The sequence below is a fragment of the Klebsiella sp. P1954 genome (genome assembly GCF_018199955.1).
GTDB lineage: Bacteria > Pseudomonadota > Gammaproteobacteria > Enterobacterales > Enterobacteriaceae > Klebsiella > Klebsiella pneumoniae.
This window is the reverse complement of sequence record NZ_CP073373.1, coordinates 4,493,994-4,509,814: the sequence shown is the minus strand read 5'-3', so window position 1 is coordinate 4,509,814 and position 15,821 is coordinate 4,493,994. Positions and strand designations below refer to the sequence as shown.

General features: G+C 58.0%; 15 protein-coding genes. 4 read left to right on the top strand and 11 right to left on the bottom strand.

From position 1 onward, the window contains the following. The first annotated feature begins 77 nt into the window (after positions 1-77). On the top strand, positions 78-2,066 hold the full coding sequence (gene mnmC, locus KB890_RS21810) for a bifunctional tRNA (5-methylaminomethyl-2-thiouridine)(34)-methyltransferase MnmC2/FAD-dependent 5-carboxymethylaminomethyl-2-thiouridine(34) oxidoreductase MnmC1 (RefSeq protein ID WP_004180775.1): 1,989 nt from the start codon (positions 78-80) through the stop codon (positions 2,064-2,066). Between the two features lie 61 nt (positions 2,067-2,127). Here mnmC and KB890_RS21805 read toward each other — a convergent pair whose 3' ends face one another. The 6 genes from KB890_RS21805 to prmB are packed head-to-tail and all read right to left on the bottom strand — an operon-like array spanning position 2,128 to position 6,684. Next, positions 2,128-2,409: a YfcL family protein gene (locus KB890_RS21805; protein ID WP_002913338.1), complete on the bottom strand. Its 282-nt coding sequence runs from the start codon at positions 2,407-2,409 to the stop codon at positions 2,128-2,130. Positions 2,410-2,440: 31 nt separating this feature from the next. Beyond that, positions 2,441-2,989: an elongation factor P hydroxylase gene (locus KB890_RS21800; RefSeq protein WP_002913339.1), complete on the bottom strand. Its 549-nt coding sequence runs from the start codon at positions 2,987-2,989 to the stop codon at positions 2,441-2,443. After that, positions 2,989-3,798 (bottom strand): sulfite exporter TauE/SafE family protein, encoded by an 810-nt coding sequence (locus tag KB890_RS21795; RefSeq protein WP_002913340.1) that lies wholly within the window; start codon positions 3,796-3,798, stop codon positions 2,989-2,991. The genes KB890_RS21800 and KB890_RS21795 overlap by 1 nt, the downstream gene beginning before the upstream one ends. Then, complete coding sequence (gene mepA / locus KB890_RS21790; protein ID WP_004174960.1) at positions 3,798-4,622, bottom strand: penicillin-insensitive murein endopeptidase; 825 nt, start codon at positions 4,620-4,622, stop codon at positions 3,798-3,800. The genes KB890_RS21795 and mepA overlap by 1 nt, the downstream gene beginning before the upstream one ends. Before the next feature lie 2 nt (positions 4,623-4,624). Next, positions 4,625-5,710 (bottom strand): chorismate synthase, encoded by a 1,086-nt coding sequence (gene aroC, locus KB890_RS21785; protein ID WP_004180777.1) that lies wholly within the window; start codon positions 5,708-5,710, stop codon positions 4,625-4,627. A 41-nt stretch (positions 5,711-5,751) separates the two neighbouring features. Beyond that, positions 5,752-6,684: a 50S ribosomal protein L3 N(5)-glutamine methyltransferase gene (prmB, locus tag KB890_RS21780; protein ID WP_002913346.1), complete on the bottom strand. Its 933-nt coding sequence runs from the start codon at positions 6,682-6,684 to the stop codon at positions 5,752-5,754. 167 nt (positions 6,685-6,851) lie between these two features. Here prmB and smrB point away from each other — a divergent pair, with 167 nt between their 5' ends. Continuing rightward, entirely contained in the window at positions 6,852-7,403 is a 552-nt protein-coding gene (gene smrB / locus KB890_RS21775; RefSeq protein ID WP_002913348.1) for an endonuclease SmrB, read from the top strand. Between the two features lie 20 nt (positions 7,404-7,423). Here smrB and sixA read toward each other — a convergent pair whose 3' ends face one another. The 4 genes from sixA to KB890_RS21755 all read right to left on the bottom strand — a co-directional run bounded on the left by sixA (position 7,424) and on the right by KB890_RS21755 (position 12,017). After that, positions 7,424-7,909 carry a phosphohistidine phosphatase SixA gene (sixA, locus tag KB890_RS21770; RefSeq protein WP_002913355.1) on the bottom strand — a complete coding sequence of 162 codons (486 nt, stop codon included), beginning with the start codon at positions 7,907-7,909 and terminating at the stop codon, positions 7,424-7,426. 209 nt (positions 7,910-8,118) lie between these two features. Next, positions 8,119-10,263: a fatty acid oxidation complex subunit alpha FadJ gene (fadJ, locus tag KB890_RS21765; RefSeq protein WP_004180780.1), complete on the bottom strand. Its 2,145-nt coding sequence runs from the start codon at positions 10,261-10,263 to the stop codon at positions 8,119-8,121. Beyond that, complete coding sequence (fadI, locus tag KB890_RS21760; RefSeq protein WP_002913358.1) at positions 10,263-11,573, bottom strand: acetyl-CoA C-acyltransferase FadI; 1,311 nt, start codon at positions 11,571-11,573, stop codon at positions 10,263-10,265. The genes fadJ and fadI overlap by 1 nt, the downstream gene beginning before the upstream one ends. A gap of 159 nt (positions 11,574-11,732) precedes the next feature. After that, positions 11,733-12,017, bottom strand: coding sequence for a YfcZ/YiiS family protein (locus KB890_RS21755; protein ID WP_004180782.1), 285 nt, complete (start codon positions 12,015-12,017; stop codon positions 11,733-11,735). 373 nt (positions 12,018-12,390) lie between these two features. On the opposite strand from KB890_RS21755, the gene fadL reads away from it, so the two are divergent. Further along, the gene (fadL, locus tag KB890_RS21750) at positions 12,391-13,713 is read left to right on the top strand and encodes a long-chain fatty acid transporter FadL (RefSeq protein WP_002913360.1); all 1,323 of its coding nucleotides are present in this window, start codon (positions 12,391-12,393) and stop codon (positions 13,711-13,713) included. 61 nt (positions 13,714-13,774) lie between these two features. Here the strand turns inward: fadL and mlaA are convergent, their stop codons facing one another. Next, on the bottom strand, positions 13,775-14,536 hold the full coding sequence (gene mlaA / locus KB890_RS21745; protein WP_002913362.1) for a phospholipid-binding lipoprotein MlaA: 762 nt from the start codon (positions 14,534-14,536) through the stop codon (positions 13,775-13,777). Between the two features lie 289 nt (positions 14,537-14,825). Between mlaA and KB890_RS21740 the strand changes: the two genes are divergently transcribed. Then, positions 14,826-15,755, top strand: coding sequence for a formate/nitrite transporter family protein (locus KB890_RS21740; RefSeq protein ID WP_004149224.1), 930 nt, complete (start codon positions 14,826-14,828; stop codon positions 15,753-15,755). Positions 15,756-15,821: the final 66 nt, after the last annotated feature.

Sequence of the window (15,821 nt, the reverse complement as noted above, 5' to 3'; positions counted from 1 at the left end):
ACATTTTGTGTATAAATTTGCGCCCTCAGGCACACATCGTTAAGATCGTGCTACGCCTTGTGATTCGAGTAACTTACGTGAAACAAAACGCCATACAACCCGCCAACCTGGAATTCAACGCTGAGGGTACACCTGTTTCCCGAGATTTCGACGATGTTTACTTTTCCAATGACAACGGTCTGGAAGAGACTCGCTACGTTTTTCTCGGCGGAAATCGCCTGCCGGAGCGCTTCCCCAGCCACCCTCGCCCGCTGATGATCGTCGCGGAGAGCGGCTTCGGCACCGGGCTCAATTTCCTCACCCTCTGGCAGGCATTTGACGTTTTTGTTCGTGATAACCCGAACGTTACCTTGCAAAGGTTACATTTCATCAGTTTTGAAAAATATCCGCTGAAGGCTGAGGATCTCCGCCTGGCGCACCAGCGCTGGCCAGAGCTGGCTCCGTGGGCGCAGCAGCTGCAGGCGCAATGGCCGTCGGCCTTCGGCGGGTGCCATCGTCTGCTGCTCGACGGCGGGCGGGTGACGCTCGATCTGTGGTTTGGCGATATCAATGAGCTGACCAGGGAGCTGGATGATTCGCTGAACCAGCAGGTGGACGCCTGGTTTCTTGACGGCTTTGCCCCGGCGAAAAATCCCGACATGTGGACTCAGGATCTGTTCAGCGCCATGGCGCGCCTGGCGCGACCCGGCGGGACGCTGGCCACCTTTACCTCCGCCGGTTTTGTCCGCCGTGGCCTGCAGGAGGCCGGCTTTACCATGCGTAAAAGCAAAGGCTTCGGCCGCAAGCGGGAGATGCTGACCGGCGAGATGGCGCAAACGCTGAGCTTTCCTGCGCGCGTCCCCTGGTTCGCTCGCAGTAGCAGCGATGCCCGCGAGGCGGCCATCATCGGCGGCGGGATCGCCAGCGCCCTGCTCTCCCTGGCGCTGCTGCGCCGCGGCTGGCAGGTGACCCTTTACTGCGCCGATGAGGCTCCAGCGCAGGGCGCCTCCGGCAATCGCCAGGGCGCGCTGTATCCGCTGTTAAGTCAGCACGATCCGGCGCTGGCACGCTTTTTTCCGGCCGCCTTTACCTTCGCCCGCCGAATGTATGACGCGCTGCCGGTGATGTTCGATCACCAATGGTGCGGTGTTACCCAGCTCGGCTGGGATGAGAAAAGCGCGCATAAAATCGCCCAGATGCTGGCGCTGAATTTACCCCCGGACATCGCCTGCGCGTTGACGGCGGAACAGGTTGCCGGGCTGACCGGCGTCGATACCGGCTGCAGCGGCATCACCTATCCGGCCGGCGGCTGGCTGTGCCCGCAGCAGCTCACCGCCGAGCTGCTGGCGCTGGCGGCCACGCGCGGACTGCACGTGCACTATGGTTATCCCGTCGAAACGCTCAGCGCGGAGGGCGATGGCTGGCTGCTCAATCAGCAGCGCTATCATCAGGCGGTGGTTCTGGCGAACGGCCACCGCATCACTGGTTTTGCGCAAACCGCCCAACTGCCGGTCTACCCGGTTGGCGGCCAGGTCAGCCATATTCCCACCACCCCGCGGCTTTCCGCCCTGCGCCAGGTGCTGTGCTACGACGGCTACCTGACGCCACAGAATCCGCAAAATCAGCAGCACTGCATTGGCGCCAGCTACCACCGCGGGAAAACCGACACCACCTTCAGCGAAGAAGATCAGCAGCACAACCGGCAACGGCTGATCGACTGCTTCCCGGGCGCGGAGTGGCCGCAGGACGTGGATATCAGCGCCAACGACGCTCGCTGCGGCGTGCGCTGCGCCACCCGCGATCATCTACCGATGGTCGGCAACGTGCCGGACTACGCGGCAACATTGACGCAATACGCCAGCCTCCACGAACAGCCGGATGTCGCCGATAGCGCGCCGGTCTGTCGCAACCTGTTTATGCTTGGCGCGCTCGGGTCGCGCGGGCTTTGCACCGCGCCGTTAAGCGCTGAGCTGCTGGCGGCGCAAATGAGCGCGGAACCGCTGCCGCTGGATAGCGACACCCTGGCGGCGCTGAATCCGAATCGGCTGTGGGTGAGAAAACTGCTGAAGGGAAAAGCGGTGAAATAAAACCATGAGGGCAGGCAATTTCCCGGGTACGGCTGACGCCTGACCCGGGCTACAACATGGCTCAGGCCTGATTTTTCGCCTGTTGATACAGGTTATGCCACATCCCCTGCACCAGAATTTGGTCCGGCGGCGACAGTTCGCCAGCGCTGATGGCTTTCTCCAGGCTTTGGCTAACTCTGCTGTGTACCGCGTCAGCAGAATGCTCGCCCTCACCTTCCAGCTCAGCCACCGCCAGCGTCAGGTGGCCGCGCAGATAACCGCCGGCAAACAGTTCATCATCACTGGCGTGGTCTACCATGTTGTCAATCAGCGCCAGAATGCGTGATTCAAACTCCGCGATCATCATCTTACCTCTTGTCATGTAATGTGCGGCCTTAGTGCAGGTCTTCCGGCCACGGAAAGTGTTTCGCCGTCAATGGCGGCGTTTGATAATAGTGTTGTAACGCGCGAATAAAGCGCGCCGGACGTTCGGGGATCCCTTGTTCAAGTAAAGTCATCACCCGAGCATGCACCCGGCGCTGGAAGGCGATGCGATCGGGCTCAACGTCCCCTTCCAGATTGTCACAGCTGACGTTAAACGGAAATCCCGCCGCCACGCAGAACAGCCACTCAAAGGCCTGCGGTTTCACCTCGACATCCTCAAACTGGCTTTGGGTCATCGCATCGCGGCCGTCCGGGCAGTACCAGTAGCCAAAATCTACTTGTTCGCGACGCGCCTTGCCGGCGACACACCAGTGAGAGATCTCGTGCAGGGCGCTGGCAAAAAATCCGTGCGCAAACACGATACGGTGATAGGGCGTTTCATCGTCAGCCGGAAGGTAGATCGGCTCATCGTCGCCTTTAATCAGGCGGGTATTAAATTCTTCGGCAAAGCAGCTGTCGAAAAGGTCTATCAGCTGCTGATAATGGTGTTGCTGTTGCATTAATGAATTCCCAACCACTGCAAAATCTCAGCCCCGTGGCTGTCATAAAGAAGTTTCGCGCTCATCACCGCCGAGACGATAACGATCATCGGCCGGATCAGCGACTGCCCTTTACTCAGCACCAGCCGGGACCCGGCTCGGGCGCCAATAAACTGGCCGGCCATCATCACAAAGCCGGTGGCCCAGATAACCTTTCCACCGATGATAAACAGCAGCAGGCCGCCGACGTTTGAGGTGGCGTTCAGCAGCTTGGCATGGGCCGTCGACTTGGCAAGGTTAAATCCGGCCAGGGTGACAAAAGCCAGGGCGTAAAACGAACCGGCGCCGGGGCCGAAAAAGCCATCGTAAAACCCTACGCTACCGCCGGCGACCAGCGCAAACGGCAGACCGTAAAGCCGACGCTGCCGGTCGGCTTCGCCCAGTTTCGGCATCAGCAGGAAATAAAGGCCGATGCCAATCACCAGCAACGGCAGGATCTGCTTCAGAATATCGGATTGCACGTGCTGCACCAGCAGCGCTCCGGCGGTTGAGCCGATAAAGGTCATCAGAATATTCAGCTTCTGATCGGCCAGATTAACCACCTTGCGGCGGACAAAATAGAGGGTCGCCGATAGCGACCCGCCGCAGGCCTGCAGCTTATTGGTCGCCAGCGCCTGGGCTGGCGGCATGCCGGCCGCCATCAGCGCAGGGACAGTCAATAAGCCCCCGCCCCCCGCCAGTGAGTCAATAAAACCGGCCAGGATGGCGACAAAGAAGAGTACCACCAGCACCAGCGGCGATACGGCAAACAACTCGATAAAACTATCCATTACAGCACATGCTCATCCAGTAGCGCCTGGCAGGAAGGCGGCAGCGGCGGCGGCGTCTTCTTCACAGGGGGGGTAGACCCGGGTTTAGGTGGTTCGAACCAGCTCTGCAGCTCCGCTCCGCAGCCATCGCCGGGCGGCGGCGGCGCCTGATCCTCGCACTCCAGACTTCCCGCCGGGCAACGCAGTCGGACGTGCATATGAGCGCGATGCTGGAACCAGGGACGGACTTTACGCAGCCACTGGCGGTCGCTGCCCGCGTCCAGGCACAGCTGCTGTTTAATCGCCGGGTTGACGAAGATGCGGGTAACTTCGCTATCTTCCGCCGCCAGCTTGATAAGCTGGCTGATTTGCGGGCTCCATAGCGACGGCACCACATGCTTGCCATCGCTGGCGACCAGGTCCAGCGCCTGCGGCTTCAACAGCTGGGACGATGTCCAGCGCGTTTGCGGCAGCTGAAGGAAGATATCGACATCGAGGCCCGTCTGGTGGCTGGCGTGCCCGCCGTTAAAGCGCCCGCCCGCCGGCATCCCCATGTCGCCAATCAGCACGGTTCCCATACCTTTATTGTGCACCTGATTACTCAGGCGCTGAATAAACTGAACCAGATCCGGATGACCGAAGTAGCGACGCTGATCGGTACGCATCACCTGATAGCCGGGGGCACTCAGGGGGAGCGCCTCGGCGCCAACGATACAGCCATTGGAAAACGCGCCGATTGACTGGGCGCTGCCGCCGATCGGTTGGGTTATTTTCTGCCATGGCGTGGCGGCCAGGCTACCGGCGCTAGCCAACAGCGCAAGCAGTGCGATAACGGTGTTTTTCATGGTTACCAGCGTGGAATTGTCGTCGTCACGTCGCCATTCTGCGCGCGCTGACGCATAAAGTGATCCATCAGAACGATCGCCAGCATCGCCTCAGCGATCGGTACGGCGCGGATGCCGACGCACGGATCGTGACGCCCTTTGGTGATCATCTCCACTTCTTCGCCAAAGCGGTTAATCGTATGACCGGGAACGGTAATACTGGAGGTAGGCTTCAGCGCGATGTTGGCAACGATCTGCTGGCCGCTGCTGATGCCGCCAAGAATGCCGCCGGCGTGGTTGCTCTGGAACCCGGCTTTGGTGATTTCATCGCGGTTTTCGCTGCCGCGCAGCTTCACCACCTCGAAGCCGTCGCCAATTTCCACCCCTTTCACGGCGTTGATGCTCATCAGCGCGTGGGCGATATCGGCATCCAGGCGGTCGAAGACCGGCTCGCCGAGGCCTGGCGGTACGCCGTCAGCCACTACCGTCACTTTCGCGCCAATGGAGTCGCCCTCTTTTTTCAGGCCGCGCATCAGTTCATCCAGGGCGTCGATTTTATCCGGGTCCGGGCAGAAGAAGGGGTTCTGCTCAACCTGATCCCAGTCTTTGATGGCCAGCGGAATATCGCCCATCTGCGTCAGGCAGCCGCGAATGACGATGCCGAACTTCACGGCAAGGTATTTTTTGGCAATCGCCCCGGCCGCTACGCGCATCGCGGTTTCGCGCGCAGAAGAACGACCGCCGCCGCGATAGTCGCGCAGACCATACTTTTGCTCGTAGGTGTAATCGGCGTGGCCCGGACGGAACAGATCTTTGATCGCGCCGTAATCCTGCGAACGCTGATCGGTGTTCTCAATCAGCAGACCGATACTGGTCCCGGTAGTAACGCCTTCGAAGACGCCGGAGAGGATTTTGACCTGATCCGGCTCGCGACGCTGCGTGGTGTAACGCGAGGTACCCGGGCGACGACGATCGAGGTCGTGCTGCAGGTCGGCTTCGGTCAGCGGGATGCCCGGCGGCACGCCGTCAACGATGCAGCCCAGCGCCAGACCGTGCGATTCGCCGAAGGTAGTGACGCGAAAGAGTTGTCCAATTGTATTTCCTGCCATCACGGCTCCAATCTTTTTCGTTATGTTGGCGTGTTGTTTTTTTAGTCTTTATAAATACCGAAGTGCGCACGGGCGTCAATCAGCTGCTGTTTGGTCAGCATAAAGACCCCGTCGCCGCCGTTATCAAACTCAAGCCAGGTAAACGGCACGTCCGGATACTGCTCCATCAGATGTACCATGCTGTTACCGACTTCACAAATCAGAATCCCGTCGTCGCTGAGATAATCCGGCGCGTTGCCGAGGATACGGCGCGTTAGCTTCAGGCCGTCGCTTCCGGAGGCCAGCCCCAGCACCGGCTCATGCTCATACTCTTCCGGCAGATCGGCCATGTCCTCTTCATCGACATACGGCGGATTGGTGACGATCAGATCGTACTGCAGCTTCGGCAGATCGCGGAACAGGTCGGAACGGATCGGCGTCACGTGATGGATCAGTCCGTGGGACTCAACGTTGTGCTCGGCGACGGCCAGCGCGTCCGGGGAGATATCTACCGCATCGACTTCCGCTTCCGGGAAGGCATAGGCGCAGGCGATGGCGATGCAGCCGCTACCGGTGCACATATCAAGGATGTGCTGCGGCTTATGGTTAATCAGTCCGGCAAACTGGTTATTGATCAGTTCGCCAATCGGGGAGCGCGGCACCAGCACCCGCTCATCAACGTAAAACTCATGCCCGCAGAACCATGCTTTGTTGGTCAGATAGGCGACGGGAATACGCTCGTTCACGCGGCGAATCACCCGCTCTACAATGCGGTGTTTCTCGCTGGAGGTCAGGCGCGCAGTGCGCATGTCTTCCGGGATATCCAGCGGCAGATACAGTGAAGGCAGCACCAGCTGTACCGCCTCGTCCCACGGGTTATCAGTCCCGTGACCGTACCAGATATTAGCAGCGCTGAAACGGCTTACCGCCCAGCGCAGCATGTCCTGAATGGTATGCAGCTCATTGACTGCCTCATCAACAAAAATTTTATCCACGACATCCTCCAGGGCACACTCTGCTATAAATTCGGCGGCTAGTGTGCCATGAAGACGGCGATAAATCAGCATTCTTGCGATAAGGGGCGGGGGAAAAAACAGGTTTTCCTTGCCCGAAGGGATATTGAGTCGGGTAAACTAGCGCAAAGTATGAATGAGAGCGGACAATGAAAAAGAAGACATCGCTTAGCGAGGAGGATCAGGCGCTGTTCCGTCAGCTGATGACCGGCACGCGGAAGATCAAACAGGACACTATTGTTCACCGCCCGCAGCGCAAGAAAATTACCGAGGTTGCTCCTAAGCGTTTGCTGCAGGAACAGGTCGATAACAGCCACTATTTTTCCGATGAGTTTCAACCGCTACTGAATACCGAAGGCTCGACGAAATATGTCCGCCCCGACGTCAGCCATTTCGAGCTGAAAAAGCTGCGCCGTGGAGATTATTCGCCGGAGCTGTTCCTCGATCTGCATGGGCTTACCCAGCAGCAGGCCAAACAGGAACTGGGCGCGCTAATTGCCGCCTGCCGCCGCGAGCATGTGTTTTGCGCCTGCGTGATGCACGGACATGGGAAACACATCCTCAAACAGCAAACCCCGCTGTGGCTGGCGCAACATCCGCATATTATGGCGTTTCACCAGGCACCAAAAGAGTACGGCGGTGACGCCGCACTGCTGATATTGATTGAGGTCGAGGAGTGGCAACCGCCGGAGCTGCCGTAACGGCGGGCTCCGGGGGGCCGTCAGATGGCGTTGGCCATCTTGAGGTTGCAGGGGCTTTTTTGCCAGAGGAACTCACCTTTGCCGTCGGCATCCAGCGTCACGCAGGCGATAGCCGAGGTGGTGAACATCGGGGGCGTTTCCCCCGGACACAGCTCTGAGACCAGATACCCCACCAGCGGCAGGTGGGAGACAACCAGCGCCGTCGCCACGCCTTCATTCGCCAGCGCCTGCAGATAGGCGCTCACCATTCCCACATCACCGCACGGCGTGAGCTCCGGCATCACGTCGACATGTTTCGGCAGGTTCATGCACTCCCCAACAATATCCAGCGTCTGTTCCGCACGCAGATAGGGACTGACAAGAACGCGCTCAATATCCACTTTTTGACCTTTCAGCCAGGTTGCCATCTGACGAGACTCATCACAACCGCATACGGTTAATGGACGAACCGAGTCACTGGCTGCATCGAGGGCAGCGTCGCCGTGACGCATAATAAAAACTTGCATATTGCACCGCTTTTGTTAACCAGAAGCACCGTAGTTTGGCCTGCGAAGACAATACGCAGGTGACCCGGTGGCCGGGCATTGTGCCTGATCCATTCCACGAATGAAACGCTGTTTTTTACCTCAATGGCGTAAGTATAGTCAATCATTGTTTACAAAACAGCCAATCAACAGCGTCGTCCGCAGCCGGATTTACCTTCTTTGACCACAACTTAGGTCAGCCGTTCATCCGCTGGCCAAAAGGTGGTCCCCTGTTCGGCCATGCGTAATAAAGTGTCACAGGGTGTAAAACGTGGGCCGAACTGGGCGGCCAGGCGCTGCAGGATCGCGGCAACTTCACCCGCGCCGATAGTATCCATATACCGGAACGGGCCGCCAAGAAATGGCGGAAACCCTATACCAAAGACGGCGCCGATATCGCCATCGCGCGCGCTCCGGATAATCTGCTCATCAAAGCAGCGCGCCGCTTCGTTAAGCATCATCATCACACAGCGCTCCGCCACCTGCTGCGCGGAAAGCCGCGACTGCGGGCGGCCGATGCCGAGCAGCGGATAGACTGCCGGGTCGGGCCGTTTTTTGCTTTTACGCCCTTTTGTCTCATAAAGATAGAAACCACGATTATTTTTTCTGCCTTTGCGATCGTCCTTCAAAATCGCGTCAATGATGTTTGCAGGCGGGCTAAAACGTTCTCCAAACGCGCCCTCCAGCACGGGGATAATTTTGGTGCCGGTATCGATACCCACCTCATCCAGCAGTTGAATTGGCCCCACCGGGAAACCGAATTTAACCAACGCGTTATCAATGACTTCAATCGGTTCGCCTTCCACCAGCAGGCGCATCGCTTCATTGATATACGGCGCGAGGATACGGTTCACATAGAACCCCGCTTTATCTGCGACAACAATCGGCGTTTTCCCCTGCCGTTTAGCCAGCTGTACCACGGTGGCGATAGTCTGCGGGTCGGTTCCCTTGTGCGGGATCACCTCAACCAGCGGCATTTTTTCCACCGGACTGAAAAAATGCAGGCCAATTACCTGCCCCGGGCGGCTGGCGTGAGCGGCAATATCGCCGATTGGCAACGATGAGGTATTCGACGCAAAGATGGTCTGCGGCCCGCCGTATTGTTCCACTTCGCTGACCATCCGCTGTTTGAGAGCCAGGTCTTCAAATACCGCCTCGATCACCACATCGCGATGAGCAAAGCCCTGATAGTCGGTAGTGCCGGAGATCAGCGCCATCTGACGATCGCGCTCCACTGGGCGCAGTCGACGCTGACGAACCTGTTTATTCAGCAGATCCCAGCTGTACTTTAAGGCGTGGTTGATGCCACGCGGCTGGATATCTTTAATCCGCACCGGCAGCCCACCCTTACAGGCGGTCACATAGGCGATCCCCCCGCCCATCAAGCCACCGCCCAGTACTGCAACGCTTCTCAGCGGACCGGGGCCCGCCTCGGCGCCAGGGTCTTTTTTCAGATCGGTACTGGCAAAGAAGATCGATCGCAGCGCCTGCGACTGCGGGCTCATCGCCAGTTCGCCAAATGCGCGCGCCTCTTCAGCGTATCCGCTGCTGCAGCCATGGGCCAGACCATTCTCGACGACCTGCAAGATTCGCTTCACCGCCGGGTAATTTCCCTGCGTTTTGCGCTGCGTTTGTTTACCGACAAACTGGAATAACAGATGGCGCCCCAGGGGCCCTGCCAGTACGCGTTCACGAACAGACACCTCCCGGCTGGTCGGTCGTCCCTTCAGCGCCAACTCCACCGCTGCCTGCAGTAAAATCGCCTGTGGCACCACCTCGTCCACCAGACCGGCCTTCAGCGCCTGCCGCGGCCGCAGCTGCTTGCCGGTGAGCATCATATCCAGCGCGGTGCTTACCCCGATCAGCCGCGGTAAACGCTGCGTCCCGCCGGAACCCGGCAGCAGGCCAAGCTGTACCTCCGGCAAGCCGAGTCGGGTTTTTTCGTCATCGCTACAGATACGGCCATGACAGGCCAGCGCCAGCTCCAGACCGCCGCCAAGGCAGGCGCCGTGGATAGCGGCAATCACCGGGATCGGCAGGCCATGGATCTCAGCCATAATCTGCTGTCCCTGGCGCGCCAGCGCTTCCGCCTCCTGCGCGCTGCGGCAGCGGGCAATCATGTTGATATCAGCGCCGGCGATAAAGTTATCCGCTTTGGCGGAGATAAATACTACGCCGCGCACTGACTTATCGTCACGTAACTGGCGTATCAATCCCCGTACCTGACTGCCAAATTCGGCTTTCAGGGTATTCATTTTTTCACCCGGGGCATCAATGGTGATCACCGCGATTTTGTCCGCACGGACCTCAAGCTTAAAAGCGGAAACAGTATCCATTATTCAGCCTCCACGATCATCGCCGCACCCAGACCACCAGCCGCGCAGGCCGTTACCAAACCAAATCCCCCGCCCCGTCGCCGCAGCTCATGCAGCGTCTGGGTGATCATCCGCGCGCCGGTGGCGGCGAAGGGGTGACCGTAGGCGATAGAGCCGCCGAGGACGTTAAACTTGCTTTCATCTACCTCACCGGTGGCCTGCGAGCGGCCCAGCACCTCGCGGGCAAAGCGGTCGCTTGCCAGACACTGGAGATTGGCCAGCGTCTGCGCGGCGAAAGCTTCGTGCATATCGATAAGCGTGAGATCCGCCAGCGTCAGGCCAGCGCGCTCCAGCGCCAGCGGCGTGGACCACGCGGGCCCCAGCAGCATATCCTGCCAGACGTCGATGGCGGTAAAGGCGTAGCTGCGCAGATAGCCCAGCGGCCTCAGCCCCAGCTCTTTAGCCCGCGACTCGGTCATCAGGATCACCGCTGCCGCGCCGTCCGTCAGCGGCGTACTGTTGGCGGCGGTGACGGTGCCATGTTTGCGGTCAAAGGCCGGGCGTAACTTCTGATAATCTGCGAGCGTTGAATTTTTACGAATATTGTTGTCCTGCTCGAGCGGTTCGCGGAAAGGGGGAGCATAGGCGGTCATCACCTCTGCGGACAGTTTACCCTCTTCCCAGGCTTTCGCTGCCAGCTGGTGCGAACGATGCGCCAGGGCATCCTGTTGCTCGCGAGAGATCCCCCAGCTTTTCGCCATCTGCTCGGCGGTATCGCCCATCCGCAATCCGGTTGAATATTCAGCCACCGCCGGGGGGACCGGCAGCAGGTCGCGTGGCCGCAGACGGGAAAACAGCTTCAGCTTTTGGCTTAGCGTGCGTGCCTTATTGGCATCCACTAGCGTGCGGGCCAGCGTTTTACTGACCCCAATGGGCAGGACAGAGGAGGAGTCGGCGCCGCCGGCAATACCGGCGCGGATGGTGCCGGCCATCAGGCTTTCAGCGACGTTCGCCACGGCCTGGAAACTGGTGGCGCAGGCGCGGCTGACGCTATAGGCGTCGGTATGTACGCTCATGCCGGTACCCAGCACAATTTCCCGGGCGATGTTCGGCGCTTCCGGCATCTGCACCACCTGGCCAAAGACTAGTTGCTCGATGACTTCGGCAGGAATGTCGCTGCGCGCCAGCATCTCGCCAACCACCATTTTTCCTAAATCAATGGCCGGAACGCCATGAAAAGCCGTAGCCTGACGAGCAAATGGCGTGCGTAGCCCCGTGACAATGGCAATGCGATCGCCCTGACGGGTGATAAGCGGTAATGCCTGACTCATAACACTCCCCTGTTAACCAAGACAACCAAGTGGTCTGACCTGATAACATTCTTAACTAATTTTTTACATTAAGCCAATCGGAGAAGCGCAAAATTGCGAGCCAAAACACAGTGAAAAGAAAAGGAAACGCCCCTTATCAGGGGCGTCGAGGGGGAAGGATTAACGTAAGCCCAGCTGGAAGATCAGGGATTCTGCTTCGCAGCTGAAAACAAAATCGATATCCAGCTGCACACCGCCGTCAACGTCAGTGAAGGTTGGGTTAATTTGGCACGGCTCAGATTCGACATTGCGGGCTTTTTCGCTTAACGCGGCGAACGTTTGCTCGGCTTCAGCGCGGTTGGCAAATACGCGGCTGTAGGAGGCGGTGCAGTCGGTGTTGTCAACAATCGTGCCAACATCCATACAGCAGCAAACCGGGGTTTCATCAGCGCTACATTTACTCATCGTAGATTTCCTCTGGAGATGCACCTTCGGTGCCAGAAAAATTATGTGCCTATTTTACGCCCTGTCCCCGGTGAGCCTCCAGCCGAGAATCGCTCTGCCGGCGTTAAGTGACAGAAATCACACTTAAAAATGATCTAAAACAAAAATCCCCTTCTGTCCCCCTTGCTCTCTCCGAGATTTTTGCCAGCTGGATCGCGTTTCTGTTATCACAATTGAAAAACTTCATAAACATACTTGCAACAAATCATCTGGTCAGACCTATACTCAGCGCACTGGTCTGATTTCTTGGTTGTACCGCAGACCCTACACTCCCGCGCTTCTGTTACGGCATGTAACATAGTTTAAAAAAAAATAACTCAATGAGGTTATGGGCATGAGCCAGAAAACCCGCTTTACCCAATCTGCCCTTGCAGTGGCTGTCGCACTTGTTTCCACCCAGGCCTGGTCAGCAGGCTTCCAGCTCAACGAATTCTCTGCATCGGGGCTGGGTCGTGCCTATTCCGGTGAAGGGGCGATCGCTGACGATGCTGGTAATGCCAGTCGTAACCCGGCATTAATTATGATGTTTGACCGCCCGACCATGTCGGCGGGCGCCGTGTTTGTCGACCCGGGCGTTAATGTTTCGGGCACCTCTCCCACCGGCAAGAGCCTGAAAGCAGACAATATCGCCCCGACGGCGTGGGTACCCAACTTCCACTTTGTCGCGCCGATTAACGACCAATTTGGTTGGGGGGCGTCTATCACCTCTAACTATGGTCTGGCAACAGAGTATAACGATGATTATGCGGCCGGCAGCATGGGCGGTAAAACCGACCTGACCACCGCGAACTTCAACCTGAGCGGCGCCTACCGCCTCGACAGCAACTGGAGCTTCGGCTTAGGCTTTGACGCGGTCTACGCCAAGGCGAAGATCGAGCGCTATGCAGGCGATCTGGGGCAGATTGTCGCAGGCTCTGGCGCGCTGCCGCCGGCGCTGGCGGGCCAGGTAGCGAAGATCCCGGCCGACACGCAGATCGCCCATCTTAATGGCAACGCGTGGGGCTTCGGCTGGAACGCCGGGATCCTCTATGAGCTGGATAAGAATAACCGCTACGGTTTAACCTACCGTTCTGAGGTCAAGATCGACTTCGACGGTAACTACCGCAGCAGCCTGCCGGCGGCCTATAACCAGATCCTCGGCAACTTCGGCCTGCCGGCGGGCACCAGCGGCCAGACGACAAATGGTTCGCTAACCCTTAACCTGCCGGAAATGTGGGAGCTGTCCGGCTATAACCGCGTGGCGCCGCAGTGGGCGGTCCACTATAGCCTGACCTACACCAGCTGGAGTCAGTTCCAGGAGCTGAAAGCCACCGGCAGCAACGGCCAGACGCTGTTCTATAAAGAGGAAGGCTTCAAGGACGCCTATCGTCTTGCGCTGGGGACCACCTATTATTATGACGATAACTGGACCTTCCGTACCGGTATCGCCTTCGATGACAGCCCGGTGCCGGCTAATAACCGCTCTATCTCTATTCCGGACCAGGATCGCCTGTGGCTGAGCGCGGGTACCACCTACGCGTTCAATAAAGATGCCTCGGTTGACGTCGGCGTTTCATACATGCACGGGCAGCATGTTGAAATTAAGGAAGGCCCGTATACCTTCCGTTCCGAAGGAACCGCCTGGCTGTACGGCGCTAACTTCAACTACCGCTTCTGATAAGCAGCGCGCCACAAAAAAGGGTGAACATTATGTTCACCCTTTTTTTATCATTCGCCGATCACTGTGAATCGATATCCTTCAGCTCATCCTGAATAGCCTGAGCATTCGGGTTGTCCGCCGGGGTCAGCTTACCGCCGTTGGCGATAAAGTCATGACGCTGGAAGTAGGCTTCACGCATCAGAATGTAAGGGTCGGAAGACTGGCGCAGCAGGCCGTCGGAATCCAGCAGCTGAGCACGTGTCTCAATCCCTTCCACCGCCCATTTACCGATCGACATCGGCCAGGTCAGCCAGGAGAGCACCGGATACAAGCCATCGGCCATATCGCCGCCTTCGTCGCGCAGGGTAAAGCTTCCATAGAACGGCAACTGAACATACGGGCCATAGCCAACGCCATAATGCCCAAGCGTACTGCCGAAACGATGTGGCTCAACCCGCTGTAGCTGCGGATTCGCCATCCCGGCCACATCGATAAGCCCACCCATACCGAGAATGGTGTTCAGGAAGAAGCGGGTAAAATGCACCATACCTTTATAGGGGTCGCCCTGCAGGAAGTAGTTCACCATCACTGCCGGCTCTTCCAGGTTACTGGTAAAATTGCTTAACCCGTTGCGCGCCGGCTGTGGGACGTAGTCGCGCCATGCCACCGCGACGGGGCGAAGCACGTAAGGATCAACCACGTTAAAGTTGAAGTTAAACATCGTGCGGTTAAACCCTTCTAACGGGTCTGAGCGCCCCTGCGGCCGATCGCCAGAGCTGGAACTGGCACATCCCACCAGCAATGTGGCGCCAAGCGCAAGCGCCGACAGGCGATAATTCATAGATGTCTCCCTGGTTTTTATGGCTATCGCGAGTTGCCATCCATGACGGAAAGACAACGCTTCCGCCCGTAAAGATGTGAGCGATTGTAACAGCACGTTGAACGATGTCTATATCACCCAAGTTGTTGATTTGATCTTAGCCTGGGAATAACGAAATCGCGGGGCTCCTATTCTACCGGAGCGACAAAAATCTGACGTTACCATTTTTGCGATTTCAGAGTATGCCCAGCCAGACGGCAGGGAAAGCCGCTACGCTATAACTATACAGATTGATAGCGAGGGCCACGAAATGGATGAACTAGACAATAACAAATTAAAGGCAGAGGATGACGAAAGAGAAGTGGAAAGTGAGGAAAATCAGCGTGGTGAAGAGATCGAAGTAAATGAAGATCGCCTTCCCTCGCGGGCGATGGCGATCCATGAACATATTCGCCAGGAAGGGGAAAAAGAGATGGAGCGCGATGCGCTGGCCCTGCTATGGTCAGCGATTGCGGCCGGCCTGTCGATGGGGGCCTCCCTGCTGGCGAAGGGAATTTTTCACGTCAAACTGGAGGGGATCCCGGGCGGTTTTTTGCTGGAAAACCTCGGCTACACCTTCGGCTTTATTATCGTAATTATGGCCCGCCAGCAGCTGTTCACTGAAAATACGGTCACCGCCGTTCTGCCGGTGATGCATAATCCCACCCTCGGTAACGTCGGTTTGCTGATGCGGCTATGGTCGGTGGTGCTGGCGGGCAATCTCATCGGTACCGCGGTGGCCGCATGGGCCTTCAATTATATGCCTATTTTTGATGAGCCAACCCGTCAGGCCTTTGTCAGCATCGCCGAAGACGTAATGAAAAACAGTCCGACAGAGATGTTCGCTAATGCGATTATTTCCGGCTGGCTGGTCGCCACCATGGTCTGGATGTTTCCTGTCGCCGGCGCCGCCAAAATCGTGGTGATTATTCTCATGACCTGGCTTATCGCCCTGGCGGATACCACCCATATTGTGGTGGGCTCGGTCGAGATCCTTTATCTGGTGTTTAATGGAAATCTGCCCTGGAGCGACTTTATCTGGCCGTTCGCCCTGCCGACCCTGGCGGGAAATATCTGTGGCGGGACCTTCATCTTCGCACTGCTGAGCCATGCGCAGATCCGTAACGATATGAGCAGCAAGCGAAAAGCGGAAGCCCGCGCCCAGGCGGCGGAGAAAGGGAAAAAGGCCGACCGGGCATAAAAAAAGCGCCCTGAGTGGCGAGGGTTTAAGCAGTCAGACGGTATGGCTCTTACTCAGGCGGGCAAA

Coding starts and splice junctions, on each gene's coding strand:
- KB890_RS21805 (WP_002913338.1), bottom strand. CDS start 2,409: ATGATCGCGGAGTTTGAATCACGCATTCTGGCGCTGATTGACAACATG.
- KB890_RS21800 (WP_002913339.1), bottom strand. CDS start 2,989: ATGCAACAGCAACACCATTATCAGCAGCTGATAGACCTTTTCGACAGC.
- KB890_RS21795 (WP_002913340.1), bottom strand. CDS start 3,798: ATGGATAGTTTTATCGAGTTGTTTGCCGTATCGCCGCTGGTGCTGGTG.
- mepA (WP_004174960.1), bottom strand. CDS start 4,622: ATGAAAAACACCGTTATCGCACTGCTTGCGCTGTTGGCTAGCGCCGGT.
- aroC (WP_004180777.1), bottom strand. CDS start 5,710: ATGGCAGGAAATACAATTGGACAACTCTTTCGCGTCACTACCTTCGGC.
- smrB (WP_002913348.1), top strand. CDS start 6,852: ATGAAAAAGAAGACATCGCTTAGCGAGGAGGATCAGGCGCTGTTCCGT.
- sixA (WP_002913355.1), bottom strand. CDS start 7,909: ATGCAAGTTTTTATTATGCGTCACGGCGACGCTGCCCTCGATGCAGCC.
- fadJ (WP_004180780.1), bottom strand. CDS start 10,263: ATGGATACTGTTTCCGCTTTTAAGCTTGAGGTCCGTGCGGACAAAATC.
- fadI (WP_002913358.1), bottom strand. CDS start 11,573: ATGAGTCAGGCATTACCGCTTATCACCCGTCAGGGCGATCGCATTGCC.
- KB890_RS21755 (WP_004180782.1), bottom strand. CDS start 12,017: ATGAGTAAATGTAGCGCTGATGAAACCCCGGTTTGCTGCTGTATGGAT.
- fadL (WP_002913360.1), top strand. CDS start 12,391: ATGAGCCAGAAAACCCGCTTTACCCAATCTGCCCTTGCAGTGGCTGTC.
- mlaA (WP_002913362.1), bottom strand. CDS start 14,536: ATGAATTATCGCCTGTCGGCGCTTGCGCTTGGCGCCACATTGCTGGTG.
- KB890_RS21740 (WP_004149224.1), top strand. CDS start 14,826: ATGGATGAACTAGACAATAACAAATTAAAGGCAGAGGATGACGAAAGA.